General features: G+C 51.3%; 13 protein-coding genes and 2 tRNA genes. 5 read left to right on the top strand and 10 right to left on the bottom strand.

Features of this window, described 5'->3' with window-relative positions; translation table 11 throughout:
* Positions 1-24: 24 nt before the first annotated feature.
* From nusA to HVZ37_RS02790, 3 genes are all read right to left on the bottom strand, one after another.
* Positions 25-1,512 (bottom strand): transcription termination factor NusA, encoded by a 1,488-nt coding sequence (gene nusA / locus HVZ37_RS02800; RefSeq protein WP_042325113.1) that lies wholly within the window; start codon positions 1,510-1,512, stop codon positions 25-27.
* Positions 1,513-1,539: 27 nt separating this feature from the next.
* Positions 1,540-1,992 (bottom strand): ribosome maturation factor RimP, encoded by a 453-nt coding sequence (rimP, locus tag HVZ37_RS02795; protein WP_043001756.1) that lies wholly within the window; start codon positions 1,990-1,992, stop codon positions 1,540-1,542.
* 208 nt (positions 1,993-2,200) lie between these two features.
* Positions 2,201-2,277 (bottom strand) — tRNA-Met (locus HVZ37_RS02790).
* Between the two features lie 298 nt (positions 2,278-2,575).
* Here HVZ37_RS02790 and argG point away from each other — a divergent pair.
* The 3 genes from argG (at position 2,576) to HVZ37_RS02775 (ending at position 7,473) form a co-directional block, all read left to right on the top strand.
* Positions 2,576-3,919: an argininosuccinate synthase gene (gene argG, locus HVZ37_RS02785; protein ID WP_042998285.1), complete on the top strand. Its 1,344-nt coding sequence runs from the start codon at positions 2,576-2,578 to the stop codon at positions 3,917-3,919.
* A 385-nt stretch (positions 3,920-4,304) separates the two neighbouring features.
* The gene (locus HVZ37_RS02780; protein ID WP_181628090.1) at positions 4,305-6,374 is read left to right on the top strand and encodes an autotransporter outer membrane beta-barrel domain-containing protein; all 2,070 of its coding nucleotides are present in this window, start codon (positions 4,305-4,307) and stop codon (positions 6,372-6,374) included.
* A complete protein-coding gene (locus HVZ37_RS02775) occupies positions 6,307-7,473 on the top strand; it encodes an autotransporter outer membrane beta-barrel domain-containing protein (protein ID WP_181628089.1) in 1,167 nt (388 codons plus the stop codon). The genes HVZ37_RS02780 and HVZ37_RS02775 overlap by 68 nt, the downstream gene beginning before the upstream one ends.
* Positions 7,474-7,783: 310 nt before the next feature.
* Here the strand turns inward: HVZ37_RS02775 and HVZ37_RS02770 are convergent.
* The 6 genes from HVZ37_RS02770 to rlmE all read right to left on the bottom strand — a co-directional run bounded on the left by HVZ37_RS02770 (position 7,784) and on the right by rlmE (position 13,368).
* Positions 7,784-7,870 (bottom strand) — tRNA-Leu (locus HVZ37_RS02770).
* Between the two features lie 9 nt (positions 7,871-7,879).
* Entirely contained in the window at positions 7,880-8,212 is a 333-nt protein-coding gene (gene secG / locus HVZ37_RS02765) for a preprotein translocase subunit SecG (RefSeq protein WP_042998286.1), read from the bottom strand.
* A 228-nt stretch (positions 8,213-8,440) separates the two neighbouring features.
* The gene (glmM, locus tag HVZ37_RS02760) at positions 8,441-9,778 is read right to left on the bottom strand and encodes a phosphoglucosamine mutase (RefSeq protein WP_042998287.1); all 1,338 of its coding nucleotides are present in this window, start codon (positions 9,776-9,778) and stop codon (positions 8,441-8,443) included.
* A complete protein-coding gene (gene folP / locus HVZ37_RS02755; protein WP_042998288.1) occupies positions 9,771-10,619 on the bottom strand; it encodes a dihydropteroate synthase in 849 nt (282 codons plus the stop codon). Before folP ends, glmM begins: the two co-directional genes overlap by 8 nt.
* Positions 10,620-10,707: 88 nt before the next feature.
* The gene (gene ftsH, locus HVZ37_RS02750) at positions 10,708-12,639 is read right to left on the bottom strand and encodes an ATP-dependent zinc metalloprotease FtsH (protein WP_044255934.1); all 1,932 of its coding nucleotides are present in this window, start codon (positions 12,637-12,639) and stop codon (positions 10,708-10,710) included.
* Between the two features lie 99 nt (positions 12,640-12,738).
* On the bottom strand, positions 12,739-13,368 hold the full coding sequence (rlmE, locus tag HVZ37_RS02745) for a 23S rRNA (uridine(2552)-2'-O)-methyltransferase RlmE (RefSeq protein ID WP_042291855.1): 630 nt from the start codon (positions 13,366-13,368) through the stop codon (positions 12,739-12,741).
* A gap of 126 nt (positions 13,369-13,494) precedes the next feature.
* Between rlmE and yhbY the strand changes: the two genes are divergently transcribed.
* Entirely contained in the window at positions 13,495-13,788 is a 294-nt protein-coding gene (gene yhbY, locus HVZ37_RS02740) for a ribosome assembly RNA-binding protein YhbY (RefSeq protein ID WP_041686369.1), read from the top strand.
* A 145-nt stretch (positions 13,789-13,933) separates the two neighbouring features.
* On the opposite strand, the gene greA is transcribed toward yhbY, so the two are convergent.
* Positions 13,934-14,410 carry a transcription elongation factor GreA gene (greA, locus tag HVZ37_RS02735; RefSeq protein ID WP_042998290.1) on the bottom strand — a complete coding sequence of 159 codons (477 nt, stop codon included), beginning with the start codon at positions 14,408-14,410 and terminating at the stop codon, positions 13,934-13,936.
* Between the two features lie 246 nt (positions 14,411-14,656).
* Here greA and dacB point away from each other — a divergent pair, with 246 nt between their 5' ends.
* Complete coding sequence (gene dacB / locus HVZ37_RS02730; protein ID WP_044263639.1) at positions 14,657-16,090, top strand: serine-type D-Ala-D-Ala carboxypeptidase; 1,434 nt, start codon at positions 14,657-14,659, stop codon at positions 16,088-16,090.
* Positions 16,091-16,134 lie beyond the last annotated feature (44 nt).

Genomic DNA, 16,134 nt, shown 5'->3' with positions numbered 1-16,134 from the left:
GCTGTTCCTTCCTGCTACAGTTTATTACGCTTCGTCGCCGAACCAGCAAATATTACGGGCAGCCATAATCAGCTCACCGGCTTTTTCGTCGGTCAACCCTTCGATATCAGCCAGATCATCAATGCCCTGTTCGGCGAGATCTTCCAGCGTACAAACACCACGGGCAGCCAGTTTGAAGGCCATATCGCGATCTAATCCTTCCAGATTCAGCAGATCGTCAGCCGGCTTGTTATCACCGAGGCTTTCTTCCTGGGCCAGTGCCAGAGTGGTCAGTGCGTTTTTAGCACGCTCGCGCAGTGCTTCAACGGTCGGCTCATCAAGGCCATCGATTTCCAGCAGTTCTTTCATTGGCACGTAGGCCAGTTCTTCCAGAGTGGCAAACCCTTCTTCAACCAGAACAGTGGCGAACTCTTCATCAATATCGAGATATTTGGTGAAGGTATCGATCGCGGCATGTGCTTCAGCCTGATGTTTAGCCTGGAGGTCATCAACGGTCATCACGTTGAGTTCCCAACCGCTTAATTGCGAAGCCAGGCGGACGTTCTGACCATTACGTCCAATTGCTTGCGCCAGGTTACCGGCTTCAACGGCGATATCCATGGTGTGTTTATCTTCATCCACCACGATAGACGCAACGTCAGCCGGTGCCATAGCGTTAATCACGAACTGCGCCGGGTTATCATCCCACAGGACGATATCGATGCGCTCGCCGCCCAGCTCGGTCGAAACCGCCTGAACGCGTGCGCCACGCATACCAACACACGCGCCGACCGGGTCGATACGCTTGTCGTTGGTTTTCACCGCGATTTTCGCACGGGAACCCGGATCGCGAGCGGCGGCTTTAATTTCAATCACTTCTTCGCCAATTTCCGGCACTTCAATGCGGAACAGTTCAATCAGCATTTCCGGCTTGGAACGGGTCACGAACAGTTGCGCGCCGCGTGCTTCCGGGCGAACAGAGTAAAGAACGCCACGAATACGGTCGCCAGGGCGGAAGTTTTCACGCGGCAGCATGTCTTCGCGCAGGATCACCGCTTCAGCATTGCTGCCCAGATCCAAAGAGATATTGTCGCGGTTCACTTTCTTCACCACGCCGGTGATGATTTCACCTTCGTGTTCACGGAACTGATCAACAACCATCGCGCGTTCAGCTTCACGAACCTTCTGTACGATAACCTGTTTTGCGGTCTGGGTAGTGATACGGTCAAAGGTCACAGATTCAATCTGATCTTCAACGTAATCGCCCAGGTTCAGGCTTTCGTCTTCAAAACGTGCGGCTTCCAGCGTGATTTCTTTCGTCGGCTGGGTCACTTCTTCAACAATCACCCAACGACGGAAAGTGTCAAAATCACCGCTTTTACGATCGATTTCTACGCGAACGTCAATCTCTTGTTCATATTTTTTCTTTGTCGCTGTAGCCAGCGCACTTTCCAACGCTTCAAAAATTTTCTCGCGTGGCAGCGCCTTTTCATTGGATACGGCTTCAACAACAGCCAAAATTTCTTTGTTCATCGCGGGCTTTTCACCTCATCCAGACTGTTAAAAGTGGGGAACCAGGTTCGCCTTCTGGATATTACTCAGCGCGAACACTTCATCTTTTCCTTCGACTGTGACGGTGATCATTTCACCATCTACCGCTTTGATAACGCCCTGCCATTTACGGCGGTTCTGTACCGCCATGCGGAGTACCAGCGAAACTTCTTCACCCAGGAAACGCACATAGTGTTCAGCAGTGAACATTGGGCGGTCGAGACCCGGTGAGGAGACTTCCAGGTTGTAAGCCACAGTAATAGGATCTTCAACGTCCAGAACTGCGCTCACCTGGTGGCTCACATCAGCACAATCATCAACATTGATGCCATCTTCACTATCAATATAGATGCGCAGTGTGGATGTGCGACCGCGAATAAATTCGATGCCGACCAGTTCGTAACCTAAGGCCTCAACTGGCGCTGTAATCATCTCTGTTAATTTTTGCTCTAATGTGGACAAGCCCACCCCCAAGACATAAAAAAAGGGCCTAAAGCCCAGTTATTCTGTAGTCAGATAACAAAAAACCCCGATAAATCGGGGCTTTAGATAACTGAACCCTATAACCGCAACTGCGGTCTGGAGAACCTTCCGAAAGAATTTTTTTTCAAATCCAGCTACGAAGGCCATGGTCTTCACAGTATATTTGAAAAAGAACTCTAAGGGAAAGTGGTTGCGGGGGCCGGATTTGAACCGACGACCTTCGGGTTATGAGCCCGACGAGCTACCAGGCTGCTCCACCCCGCGCCTGAAACGTGGCAAATTTTACTCGTTTTGGGTAAAAGATGCAAATACTGCTGGGATTTGGTACCGAGGACGGGACGTAAAATCTGCGCGTATTATATTGATTACCCCCCCATTGTGTCAACCTTGTTAACGACATAACCTGACATGCCGTCATCAGCGTAATTTACGGAAATAAACACGAAACTCTTCCTGTCTCCGTAAAAAGATGATTAAATGAAAACTCATTTATTTTGCATAAACATGCACTGAGAGCAGAAAGCCGAACTCACCATCAGTCTATCAAGCAGGGTTTTATTTTATGACGACGATTCTCAAGCATCTTCCGGTAGGTCAACGTATTGGTATCGCTTTTTCCGGCGGTCTGGACACCAGCGCGGCACTGCTGTGGATGCGACAAAAAGGGGCTGTCCCATATGCATATACTGCGAACCTGGGTCAGCCAGACGAGGAGGACTATGATGAGATCCCTCGTCGTGCAATGGAATACGGTGCAGAGAACGCTCGACTGATCGACTGCCGTAAACAACTGGTTGCTGAAGGTATCGCCGCGATTCAGTGTGGGGCATTCCATAACACCACTGGTGGGCTCACCTATTTCAATACTACGCCGCTCGGTCGTGCTGTCACCGGCACTATGCTGGTTGCAGCGATGAAAGAAGACGGCGTCAATATCTGGGGCGACGGCAGTACCTATAAAGGAAACGACATCGAGCGTTTCTATCGCTATGGCCTGCTGACCAACGCTGAACTACAGATCTACAAACCGTGGCTGGATACGGACTTTATCGATGAACTGGGCGGTCGTCATGAGATGTCTGAGTTTATGATCGCCTGCGGTTTCGACTACAAAATGTCCGTCGAAAAGGCCTACTCCACGGACTCCAACATGCTCGGCGCGACGCACGAAGCCAAAGACCTCGAGTTTCTGAACTCAAGTGTTAAGATCGTCAACCCAATCATGGGCGTGAAGTTCTGGGATGAGAACGTGAAGATCGCCGCGGAAGAAGTCACCATTCGCTTCGAACAGGGTCATCCGGTCGCGCTGAATGGTAAGACCTTCAGTGACGATGTGGAAATGATGCTGGAAGCGAACCGCATCGGCGGGCGTCACGGACTGGGAATGAGTGACCAGATTGAAAACCGTATTATTGAAGCCAAAAGCCGCGGTATTTACGAAGCCCCTGGGATGGCGCTGCTGCATATCGCCTATGAGCGTCTGCTGACTGGTATCCACAACGAAGACACCATTGAGCAGTACCACGCCCACGGCCGTCAGTTAGGTCGCCTGCTCTATCAGGGCCGTTGGTTCGACTCTCAGGCGCTGATGTTGCGTGATGGTCTGCAGCGTTGGGTCGCCAGCCAGATTACCGGTGAAGTGACGCTGGAACTGCGTCGCGGCAACGACTATTCGATCCTCAATACCGTGTCCGACAACCTGACCTACAAGCCAGAGCGTCTGACAATGGAGAAAGGTGACTCCGTGTTCTCACCGGACGATCGTATTGGGCAGTTGACCATGCGTAACCTGGACATCACCGATACCCGGGAGAAGCTGTTCGGCTATGCACAGTCAGGGCTGCTTTCTGCCTCTTCGGCTACTGGTTTGCCCCAGGTTGAAAATCTGGAAAACAAAGCGAAGTAACGATTTGATTATTAAATGAAGGCCGCGAAAGCGGCCTTTTTTATCTATGCCAGATAAGTGCAATCCCATGGAGCATAACTTATTAATGATATCTGCTGGATATAGTAGAGGATTTCTACACATCAGAATGTAACAGCAAAAAAGCACTCCTGGGATTATTGATAATAATATTATTCTATTCCCAATTGAGCGAATTTTTATTTATTCATCCTGTATTTCATTCACCTCGTAACTAATGAAAATTGTTCTTCAACGCTGATTTTCGGATTTTTATATTTGCACTCAAAAAGTCATCCTCGATATTCTTTTCATAAACGATGAAGATTAAACCAATTTGGTAATTATCTGAATCAATTGTTAATGAAGAAGCAAAAGGATGTTGCTTATGTATAGTTATAATGAAAATAATTGTCTGAAAATAAAAATGCTTACTATAACGATCATGATGGCGTTAGCACCGTGGAAGGCTATCGCGGTCAACGATGGTACCGTTATGGCTGGCGCGAACCAGACAATAACCTTAACGCCAGGTGGACAATATACGAATACCGCCTCCACTGTTGTTCTGGACGCTTACCGCACCGGAGGTATCATCAGCGGTAACAACGTGGAGATTTATGCTGACCGTACGCTTTATGGTGCGACATATACGCTTTTGAGAGCATATGGAGGTGGGGAAATTCGATTGTCGAATTCGACAGCCAGTCTGACTTCAACCACACAGTCAGGCTCTTATCACGATCGGCTTTTTTTGGCTCAGGATGCTGGAAGTCTATTAAATATTGCCAATACATCACTATGGAGTTATGCCTATCTTGGCGAAGTAAGTAATGGTGCATCTGCGGTTATCAGCAACAGTACAGTCTCCACTGGGCGAGGCGTGAAGGTTACTGGCACCGGCTCGCACCTGGATATAAACAATGATTCTGATATCACCATTCGTGGAGATAGCTACGGTTTAGATGATACAGGAATTAAGGTCACCGGCGGCGCCACGCTGAATATTGAGAACAGTCGGATTACTGTTCTGGATAACGGGGATGATTCAAGCTCATCATTACCGCCGAATCCGGCAGCCATTACCGTCTCGAATGCTCTGGCCCCGAGCGATCTTGCAACCAGAGCCACATTAAATAACCTCTCGATTGAAACAAGAGGTTATCAGTCAAATGCCGTGACTGTCACTCACGGAAATGTCTCCGCAGCGATGAACAATCTCACTATTGTCACACGCGGTCTGGGATCACATGGACTTTATATTGATGCAACTGCAAATGTTGCCTCTTCACTCTCCAATTCTTCCATTGAGACGTTTGGTTACTCCGGCGTAGGGGCGCAAGTCATAGATAATACAGAGTTGACACTGGATAACATCGATATCACATCTCACGGATACCGCTCAACCGGGATTATCGCTGCCCAGAGGGGGAGCGGTTTACCCCAGACAACAATCCTGACCGCCACAGACATCGATATTACCATGAATGGTAAAGACAGTATCGGTGTGGAAAATACCCGGTCTAAAACCTACCTGAATGATATTCGACTCACGCTTAGAGGTGATAACTCTACGGCCGTCAGTGTTGGTGCGTATATTTATGAGGCCACAGCCCATATTGACAACCTGACAGCACAAGTTTCAGGCAATAACTCGACGGGGATGTTTCTCGGCGGAAGCCCGGATATCAGATTCAATCAGAACAGCATAAACATGACAGGTAATAATAGTCATGGTTTGCTGGTCGGCTACCAGACAATAAGCTCCAGCAGCGCGTTACCGATGGTTGAAAGCCATATTGAAACCCGGGATGGCTACGCAGTGCGAACGATTAATACCGACCTTAATCTTGATTTAACCCGCTCGACGCTGACGGGACGTAGCGGCGGAGAGGCAGGTACAGCGGTCAGTGTCGAAGACAACGGCGCGTACCAGTCCGGTGTGGTGAACGTCGCTGCCAACGACAATTCGCACATTTTTGGTGATGCGGTTTCGCGTTCTGCTAATGCCACGGCGCTGAATATCGCCCTGAATGGTTCATCAACAATGACCGGTCGTATTGTTCGCGGGTACAGTATGGCGCTGGATGAGACCAGCCGCTGGAATGTGTCAGGGGATTCCGACATTACGAGCCTGACGAATACAGGCACAGTGGCATTTACTCCACCGGGGGAGAACGGCGTCTTCAAAACCATTACTGTCGGAAATTATCTGGGTGGCGGTACGTTAATCATGAATACTGCGCTGGGCGATGATAGCTCAGCAACCGACAAACTGGTCGTGACAGGTGATACTGCCGGAACCACCAGACTGTATGTAAACAATTTCCATGGGTCCGGCACCACAACGGTAAATGGTATAGAAGTGATAAGCGTGGGCGGGCAATCAGATGGCCTGTTTACGCTTGAAAATCGCGCTCTGGCCGGGGGCATACGAATATTTCCTGCATCAGGATGAGGGTGACTGGTATTTGCGCTCTGCACTGGCTCCAGAACCAGAGCCAGAGGACCCTGTGGAACCGGAAATACCGGTCAACGATCCTGAAGAACCAGAATCACCAGAAATACCGGGCAATGACACGCCAGTTGCACCTCCATCGCCCGCTGCGGAAACCGAGCAGAAACCGCAAATTTATCGCCCGGAAGCCGGGGCCTATCTCGCCAACATGGCAGCGGCAAATCGTCTTTTCAGCCATACCCTGAAAGATCGTGAAGGTCGGGCACAAGATTCCAGTATATGGTTACGGCAACAGGCGTTCCGTAGTGAATCACAAGACGGCAGCGGTCAGTTGCAGATGCGCGGAAACAGCTATGTCATTCAGGGAGGCGGTGAACTGTGGAGTGGTCAATTCAGCGAACAGGATAGACTCGGTGTAGGCATCATGGCGGGTTATGGCTACAGCCGCGGGAATACGCAATCCACAAAAACACATTATGACGCCAAAAATAGCCTCCATGGCTACAGCGTGGGCACTTACGCCACCTGGTATCAAAACTCAGAGTCCCGCAACGGCCTGTATATCGATAGCTGGTTGCAATACAGTGCGTTTCGCGCATCGGTGAATGGCGATGGAGTGGCGAGCGAAAGTTATAACATCAGTGGTCTGAGCGGTTCACTGGAGAGTGGCTATCGTCAACCGCTGCACCAGAGCGCTAATGGCTCGCTTTTCATCACCCCGCAGGCACAGGTCATCTGGAGTGGCATTAAAGCCGATCCTCATCAGGAAGTGAACGGTACGCGAGTTGACGGTAGCGCCGGCACCCAAACACGTCTTGGTCTGAATCTTTCGTACGACACGCTGAATGCGCAAACCAGGGGTAAGCAGTTTACCGTTTACGGTGAGGTCAATTGGCTGCACAACACCCGGAATGTCAATGCCACGCTGGACAACGTCAGGGTTGAACAGGCTGGAAGTCGCAATGTCGGGGAAGTGAAACTGGGTCTTGAGGGCCAGGTGACGGACACCCTCACTCTCTGGACAAACCTTGCACATCAGGTTGGAACGAAGAGCTACAGTGATACCTCGGCAAATATCGGTATTAAGTACCATTTTTGAGTCGATGATAACGCACTGAAGCGACCGTATTCTGGAAACAGTCTCAGTCCGCACAGAGAAGCCGTATCGATGTTCTCCTGACTGACTTTTCAGGGTACGGTTATCAAATAACTCCAACCTAATCGACAATATCTGCCCGGGCTAGTCCCGGGTTCTTTTTATCTGCATCCTGATGCGCCAGCCAGCAGTAAGATCGCCGTGGATGCATTCTGGGTTATCAAAGGAGCGGGTAAAAATGAGGAAGGACATCAGCATTACGCAGGCTTCAGATACGACAATGGACGTCTATTGACGTCCATTGCTTGAATATTGGTACCGAGGACGGGACTTGAACCCGTAAGCCCTATTGGGCACTACCACCTCAAGGTAGCGTGTCTACCAATTCCACCACCTCGGCACAGAAATCTTACTGTGGGATATCGCTGGTCGGCTTAGCCGGAGCAGTTGGCTGAGGCTGTTCAGTTTTCGCCGGCGCGCTCAGATTTTCCCACTCACTTCCTTTATTGGTTTTGTTGCTGTTGATATTGCCCAGCACCAGACTGATGATAAAGAACAACGTCGCCAGCACAGCCGTCATACGGGTCATGAAGTTACCAGAACCACTTGAACCAAACAGCGTAGCGGAAGCGCCTGCTCCGAAGGAGGCTCCCATATCAGCGCCTTTACCTTGCTGCAGCATGATCAAGCCCACAAGGGCAATTGCCACAATAAGGAAAACTACCAAAAGAGCTTCGTACATAATCAACCTGTTCCTTGCGGAGTTGCCGCATACCAATTGCTTCTAACCAATAAAGCGGGATATTTTACTGTTTCCCACTGAAGCGGGTGTGAATACTAACCAAAGCGAATGACCTTCGCAAGGGCAATTTTAGTGCATTGTATCAACTGCGGAAAAAAACAGCAAAAGCCGGGTTTCCCTTTAATAAAAAGGCAGCAAATGCCGCCTTTTTATGCAGTTAAGTCTGTATTACACCGCTTTAACCGCATCCGCAATGCGATGGGCAAACTCGGTCACCTGGGCTTCATCTTCGCCTTCAACCATCACGCGGATTAACGGCTCAGTGCCCGATTTACGCAGCAATACACGTCCACGACTTCCCAGCGCAGATTCTACGTCCGCAGTCACGGCTTTCACCGTATCATTTTCCAGCGGATCGCCGCTACCGGCGGTGTAACGCACATTTACCAGGATCTGCGGGAACATTTTCATGCCGCTGCAGAGATCGTGAAGGCTCATGTGGTTACGCACCATCGCCGCTACTACCTGCAAACCGGCAACAATGCCGTCACCGGTGGTGGTTTTATCCAGCAGAATGACGTGACCAGAGTTTTCCGCCCCGATACGCCAGCCTTTTTCCTGCATTTTTTCCAGCACGTAGCGGTCACCGACTTTCGCACGGGTAAACGGAATGCCGAGTTGCTTGAGCGCCAGTTCCAGCCCCATATTGCTCATCAGCGTCCCGACCGCGCCACCGCGCAGTTGTCCCTGACGCAGGGCTTCACGGGCGATGATATACATGATCTGATCGCCATCGACTTTATTGCCTTCATGGTCAACCATGATCACGCGGTCACCGTCGCCATCCAGCGCGATACCCAGATCGGCTTTTTCCGCGAGCACGCGGGCCTGCAAGGCACGCACATCGGTGGCACCGACTTCTTCGTTAATATTCACGCCATTGGGCTCACAGCCAATGGTAATCACTTTCGCACCCAGTTCACGCAGCACGTTAGGCGCAATGTGGTAGGTTGCCCCGTTAGCGCAATCCACCACAATTTTAAGTTCGTTCAGGCTTAACTCGTTCGGAAAGGTGCCTTTGCAAAATTCAATGTAGCGCCCTGCTGCATCAACGATGCGGCTGGCTTTACCGAGCTCAGCGGAGTCCACACAGGTGATCTCTTTTTCCATCTCCGCTTCAATGGCTTCTTCGACGGCGTCGGGTAGTTTGGTACCGTCGATGGAGAAGAATTTAATACCGTTGTCATAGAACGGGTTATGCGATGCGGAGATCACAATCCCGGCTTCGGCGCGGAAAGTACGCGTCAGGTAAGCAACTGCAGGCGTCGGCATTGGGCCCGTAAACGAGGCGGACAACCCTGCTGCCGCCAGACCCGCTTCAAGTGCTGACTCCAGCATGTAACCGGAAATACGGGTATCTTTGCCGATGATGATTTTACGCGAGCCGTGGCGCGCCAGGACTTTACCGGCCGCCCAGCCCAACTTCAGTACAAAATCAGGCGTAATCGGCGCATCGCCCACACGGCCCCGGATCCCATCAGTGCCAAAATATTTACGGTTACTCATAGCGTTTGTTTTCCTTTGCGGACAATGTGGCTTCCACCACACGCATCGCTTCTACGGTTTCTTTGACGTCATGGACACGAATGATCTGCGCCCCCTGCATAGCAGCAATGACCGCACAGGCAAGGCTACCGCTCAGACGCTCTGATGGGCCCACATTGAGCAGTTGGCCCACCATCGATTTACGTGACATTCCCACCAGCAGCGGCAGGTTAAAATGGTGAAATTCAGCCAGTCGCGCCAGTAATGTATAGTTATGGGAGAGATTTTTACCGAAACCGAATCCCGGGTCGAGCAACAATTTCTCTTTTGCGATGCCTGCCCTTTCACAACGTGCTATTTGCTCAATAAAGTAGCGATTTACCTCGGCAAACACGTCCTCATATTTGGGCGCTTCCTGCATGGTCTTCGGCTGTCCCTGCATATGCATCAGACAAACCGGTAAACCAGTTTCTGCCGCCGCCTCCAGCGCGCCGGGTTCAGAGAGCGAGCGAATATCGTTAATGATGTGAGCACCGACTCTTGCCGATTCGCGGATCACTTCAGGCTTTGAGGTATCAACAGAAATCCAGACTTCAAAACGTTGGGCAATCGCCTCAACCACCGGGATAACACGCGCCAGTTCCTCTTCCACACTCACATCCGCCGCACCGGGGCGCGTAGACTCACCGCCGACATCAATGATAGTCGCCCCGGCATTAATCATCAGATTGGCATGTTTCACTGCCTCAATCAGCGTGTTGTGCGTTCCACCATCCGAGAAAGAGTCCGGCGTGACGTTAAGGATCCCCATCACATGAGGATGGCTGAGATCCAGTGAAGTGCCCTGGGCATAGAGTTTCATGGTGTTATCCCTGGTATAAATTGATAAGAAAAAACCCCGGAGCAAGCCCCAGGGTTTTCAATTAAACGCAGTCATCAACAACGGTAACTTATTTGTCGCCTAACTGCTCTGACATGGTATTACCTGGGTTCGGCGTGCGCGGTTCATCAACCGGGCGCGGCGCACGAGGCGTGCCATTGTTGTCAGAATTGTTAGAGCCCGGTTCTTCCCAGCCAGCTGGCGGGCGAACATCGCGGCGAGCCATCAGGTCATCAATCTGCGGCGCATCGATGGTCTCATATTTCATGAGCGCATCTTTCATGGCGTGCAGGATGTCCATGTTGTCATTCAGGAGCTGGCGCGCACGATTGTAGTTACGCTCAATCAGTGCTTTCACTTCCTGGTCGATGATACGCGCGGTTTCATCGGACATATGTTTCGCTTTTGCAACGCTACGACCGAGGAATACTTCGCCCTCTTCTTCCGCATACAGCAGCGGACCGAGTTTGTCGGAGAAGCCCCACTGGGTCACCATGTTACGCGCCAGGTTAGTGGCCACTTTAATGTCGTTCGACGCACCGGTAGAAACATGTTCAACACCGTAGATGATCTCTTCTGCCAGACGACCGCCGTACAGCGTGGAGATCTGACTTTCCAGCTTCTGGCGGCTGGCGCTGATCGCGTCGCCTTCAGGCAGGAAGAAGGTCACACCCAGCGCACGACCGCGCGGGATAATCGTCACTTTATGCACCGGATCGTGTTCCGGTACCAGGCGACCGATAATCGCATGGCCTGCTTCGTGGTACGCGGTTGATTCTTTCTGCGCTTCCGTCATCACCATGGAGCGACGTTCCGCACCCATCATGATTTTGTCTTTCGCTTTCTCGAACTCAACCATCGACACGACGCGCTTGTTGCCACGAGCAGCAAACAGTGCCGCTTCGTTCACCAGGTTCGCCAGGTCCGCACCGGAGAAGCCCGGCGTACCACGGGCAATGATTGCCGCGTCGATATCCGGCGCCAGCGGTACGCGACGCATATGTACTTTCAGGATTTGTTCACGACCACGCACATCCGGCAAGCCGACCACAACCTGACGGTCGAAACGGCCAGGACGCAGCAGTGCTGGGTCAAGAACGTCCGGCCGGTTAGTGGCTGCAATAACGATGATGCCTTCGTTACCTTCGAAACCATCCATCTCAACCAGCATCTGGTTCAGAGTCTGTTCACGTTCATCGTGACCGCCACCCAGACCTGCGCCACGCTGGCGACCTACGGCATCGATTTCATCGATGAAGATAATGCACGGTGCTGCTTTCTTGGCCTGTTCGAACATGTCACGCACACGAGATGCACCAACACCGACGAACATTTCCACGAAGTCAGAACCTGAAATCGTAAAGAATGGAACCTTCGCTTCACCTGCAATGGCTTTCGCCAGCAGGGTTTTACCGGTACCCGGAGGGCCAACCATCAGGACGCCTTTCGGGATTTTACCGCCCAGTTTCTGGAAGCGGCTCGGCTCGCGCAGGTATTCAACCAGTTCCGCAACCTCTTCTTTCGCTTCGTCACAACCTGCGACGTCGGCAAACGTGGTTTTGATCTGATCTTCCGTCAGCATGCGCGCTTTGCTCTTACCGAACGACATGGCACCTTTGCCACCGCCGCCCTGCATCTGACGCATAAAGAAGATCCAGACGCCGATCAACAGCAGCATTGGGAACCAGGAAATGAAGATGGAAGCCAACAGGCTCGGTTCTTCTGGTGGTTCACCCACAACCTTGACGTTCTTAGTCAGCAGGTTATCAAGCAGCTTCGGATCGCTTACCGGAATGTAGGTCGTGTAACGGTTACTATCTTTCTTGGTAACGTTGATCTCACGTCCGTTGATACGTGCTTCACGAACCTGGTCGTTGTTGACCTCTTGCAGGAAGGTAGAGTAATCCACCTTACGGCCATTAGACTCGCTGGGCCCAAAGCTCTGGAATACTGACATCAGCACAACGGCAATGACCAGCCAGAGTATTAGGTTTTTCGCCATGTCACTCAAGGGATTAACCTCTTATTACAACTGTGTTAAAAACAGCGTCAGGATACTCTATATCCAGCGTCTTTCAAACTTTCGTCTGAAATCGACCAGTTATGGTTTACGCCCGGTCGCTACAATATACACTTCACGCGAACGTGCGCGAGAAGAGTCCGGTTTACGAACTTTCACCTTCGTAAACAGGGAGCGAATTTCCCTTAGGTACTCATCGAAACCTTCGCCCTGGAACACCTTCACTACAAAACTGCCACCCGGCGCTAGCACATCACGACACATTTCTAACGCCAGTTCCACCAGATACATGGCACGGGGGATATCCACCGCTGGTGTTCCGCTCATGTTTGGTGCCATATCTGACATGACAACCTGGACTTTACTGTCACCCACGCGTTCCAGCAGCGCTTTCATGACAAGTTCATCACGAAAATCGCCCTGAAGAAAGTCCACACCAACGATAGGATCCATAGGTAAAAGATCACAAGCGATGATACGGCCTTTGCCGCCAATCTGCGAGACCACATACTGTGACCAGCCTCCTGGCGCAGCACCGAGATCGACTACCGTCATCCCCGGCTTAAAAAGTTTGTCACTTTGCTGTATTTCATCAAGTTTAAACCAGGCACGGGAACGCAACCCCTTTTTCTGTGCCTCTTGAACATATTTATCGCTAAAGTGTTCCTGAAGCCAGCGACTCGAGCTGGCAGAACGCTTCTTACCTGTCATTTAACTTTCCCATCGGGGCAGAACATCGTTGCCATACGGCGTAAATTTCCACGCACTATTTGGCGATATATGGGAGATGGCGGTAGAATGACCCGTTTTCAATCCCAACGTAAGCAAAAATATACGATGAATCTGAGTACTAAACAAAAACAGCACCTGAAAGGTCTGGCACATCCGCTCAAGCCGGTCGTTATGCTTGGCAATAATGGTTTGACCGAAGGGGTACTGGCCGAGATTGAACAAGCGTTAGAGCACCATGAACTCATCAAGGTGAAAGTCGCGTCTGAAGATCGCGAAACAAAAACCTTGATCGTGGACGCTATCGTGCGCGAAACCGGCGCCTGTAATGTACAGGTCATCGGTAAAATGCTGGTGCTTTATCGCCCGAGTAAAGAACGCAAAATCTCGCTGCCACGCTAAGAATATCCTAAAGTCGAACACAAAACCTGTGTAAAACGAGGGATTTCCCGCAAGCAGGAGAGCAAAATGCCACGCTCTCTTCGTTGATAAAAGGCCGCTATGCGGCCTTTTTCCTTTCTTTACAATACATCAACATCTTAAGCACTTACAGGTATTCTACCTTAGTGATTTCATATTCGACTTCGCCGCCTGGCGTTTTGATCACCACGACGTCATCCTGTTCTTTGCCAATCAGGCCGCGTGCAATCGGCGAATTGACGGAAATCAGGTTCTGTTTGAAGTCCGCTTCGTCATCGCCCACGATGCGCCAGGTCTGCTCTTCGTCATTATCAAGGTTCAGAACGGTGACCGTCGCGCCAAAGACAACGCGACCGTTATTCGGCATTTTGGTGACATCGATGACCTGAGCATTCGACAACTTCGCTTCGATGTCTTTGATACGACCTTCACAGAATCCCTGCTGTTCACGCGCCGCATGATATTCCGCATTCTCTTTCAGATCGCCATGCTCACGCGCTTCGGCAATAGAGGCGATAATTTCAGGACGGCGCACAGATTTCAGAAAATCCAGCTCTTCGCGTAATTTTTCTGCACCACGTAAGGTCATCGGAATCGCTTGCATTTGTTATACCTCTTGAACATTCCTGTAGGGGGCGATTGCTGTGCCCCGGCTGTTAAGCCTGCCCCGGTATGACGTCATACCCGGACCAGAAGCAAAAAAATACCGACCCGGACGCAAGGTCCAGGTCAGCTACAATTCTTAATTTGATACTCATTTTACCCTGGAGTTCCCTATGGGTCATCGTTTACTTTCCAGGGCATTGCGCCGTAGTATGTCGGCTTGTTTCCAGGTTGTTAGCGCGAGATTATGCGATTTTCCAGATTTATCATCGGATTGACCACCAGTGTAGCGTTCAGCGTCCAGGCCGCGAACGTTGACGAGTACATCAACCAGCTCCCTGCCGGAGCTAACCTTGCCCTCATGGTCCAGAAGGTCGGCGCCCCGACTCCCGCAATTGATTATCACAGTCAGCAAATGGCACTTCCTGCCAGTACGCAGAAAGTGATTACCGCGCTGGCGGCCTTAATTCAGCTTGGCCCTGACTTCCGCTTTACGACCACGCTGGAGACCAAAGGCAGCGTTGATGCGGGCGTTCTCAAAGGTGATTTAGTGGCGCGATTTGGTGCCGATCCGACGCTAAAAAGGCAGGATATTCGGAATATGGTGGCGAACCTGAAAAAAGCAGGCGTCACGCAAATCACCGGGAACGTCCTGATTGATACCTCTGTTTTTGCCAGTCACGATAAAGCACCGGGATGGCCCTGGAACGACATGACCCAGTGCTTCAGCGCGCCGCCTGCGGCCGCCATTGTCGATCGAAACTGCTTCTCGATTTCGCTCTACAGCGCGCAAAAAGCGAACGATTTGGCCTATATTCGCGTAGCATCTTACTACCCGGTCACCATGTTCAGCCAGGTTCGCACACTCCCACGCGGCTCTGCGGAGGCGCAATATTGTGAACTGGACGTGGTTCCGGGCGATTTAAACCGCTTCACATTGACCGGGTGTCTGCCGCAGCGTGCCGACCCTCTGCCGCTGGCATTTGCCATTCAGGACGGCGCCAGCTATGCCGGGGCGATCCTGAAAGATGAACTCAAACAGGCCGGTATCACCTACAGCGGAACCTTATTACGCCAGACACAGGTCAATGAGCCAGGCACCATTGTGGCCAGTAAGCAATCTGCGCCGCTGCACGATCTGCTTAAGATTATGCTGAAAAAGTCGGACAACATGATTGCCGACACCGTCTTCCGAATGATTGGTCACGCACGGTTTAATGTACCGGGAACGTGGCGTGCGGGCTCCGATGCTGTGCGGCAGATCCTGCGTCAACAAGCCGGAGTCGATATTGGCAACACGATTATTGCCGATGGCTCCGGCCTGTCGCGCCATAACCTGATCGCCCCTGCCACCATGATGCAGGTTCTGCAATACATCGCGCAGCATGACAACGAGCTGAATTTCATCTCAATGTTGCCGCTGGCGGGCTATGACGGCTCTCTGCAGTACCGTGCGGGTCTGCATCAGGCGGGCGTCGATGGTAAGGTCTCAGCGAAAACGGGATCATTGCAAGGGGTGTACAACCTGGCGGGCTTTATTACCACCGCCAGCGGGCAACGGATGGCGTTTGTACAATATCTGTCGGGTTATGCGGTAGAACCTGCCGATCAACGTAACCGCCGCATTCCTCTGGTTCGCTTTGAAAGCCGATTGTACAAAGATATCTATCAGAATAACTGAGTCCGCAAAAACAAAAACCCCGGCAACATGTCCGGGGTTTTCCT

The sequence above is a fragment of the Citrobacter sp. RHB35-C17 genome (assembly GCF_013816795.1).
Classification (GTDB): Bacteria; Pseudomonadota; Gammaproteobacteria; order Enterobacterales; family Enterobacteriaceae; genus Citrobacter_A; species Citrobacter_A amalonaticus.
Note: the sequence above shows the minus strand (reverse complement) of the source record. Positions and strands in the feature narration are given on the sequence as shown.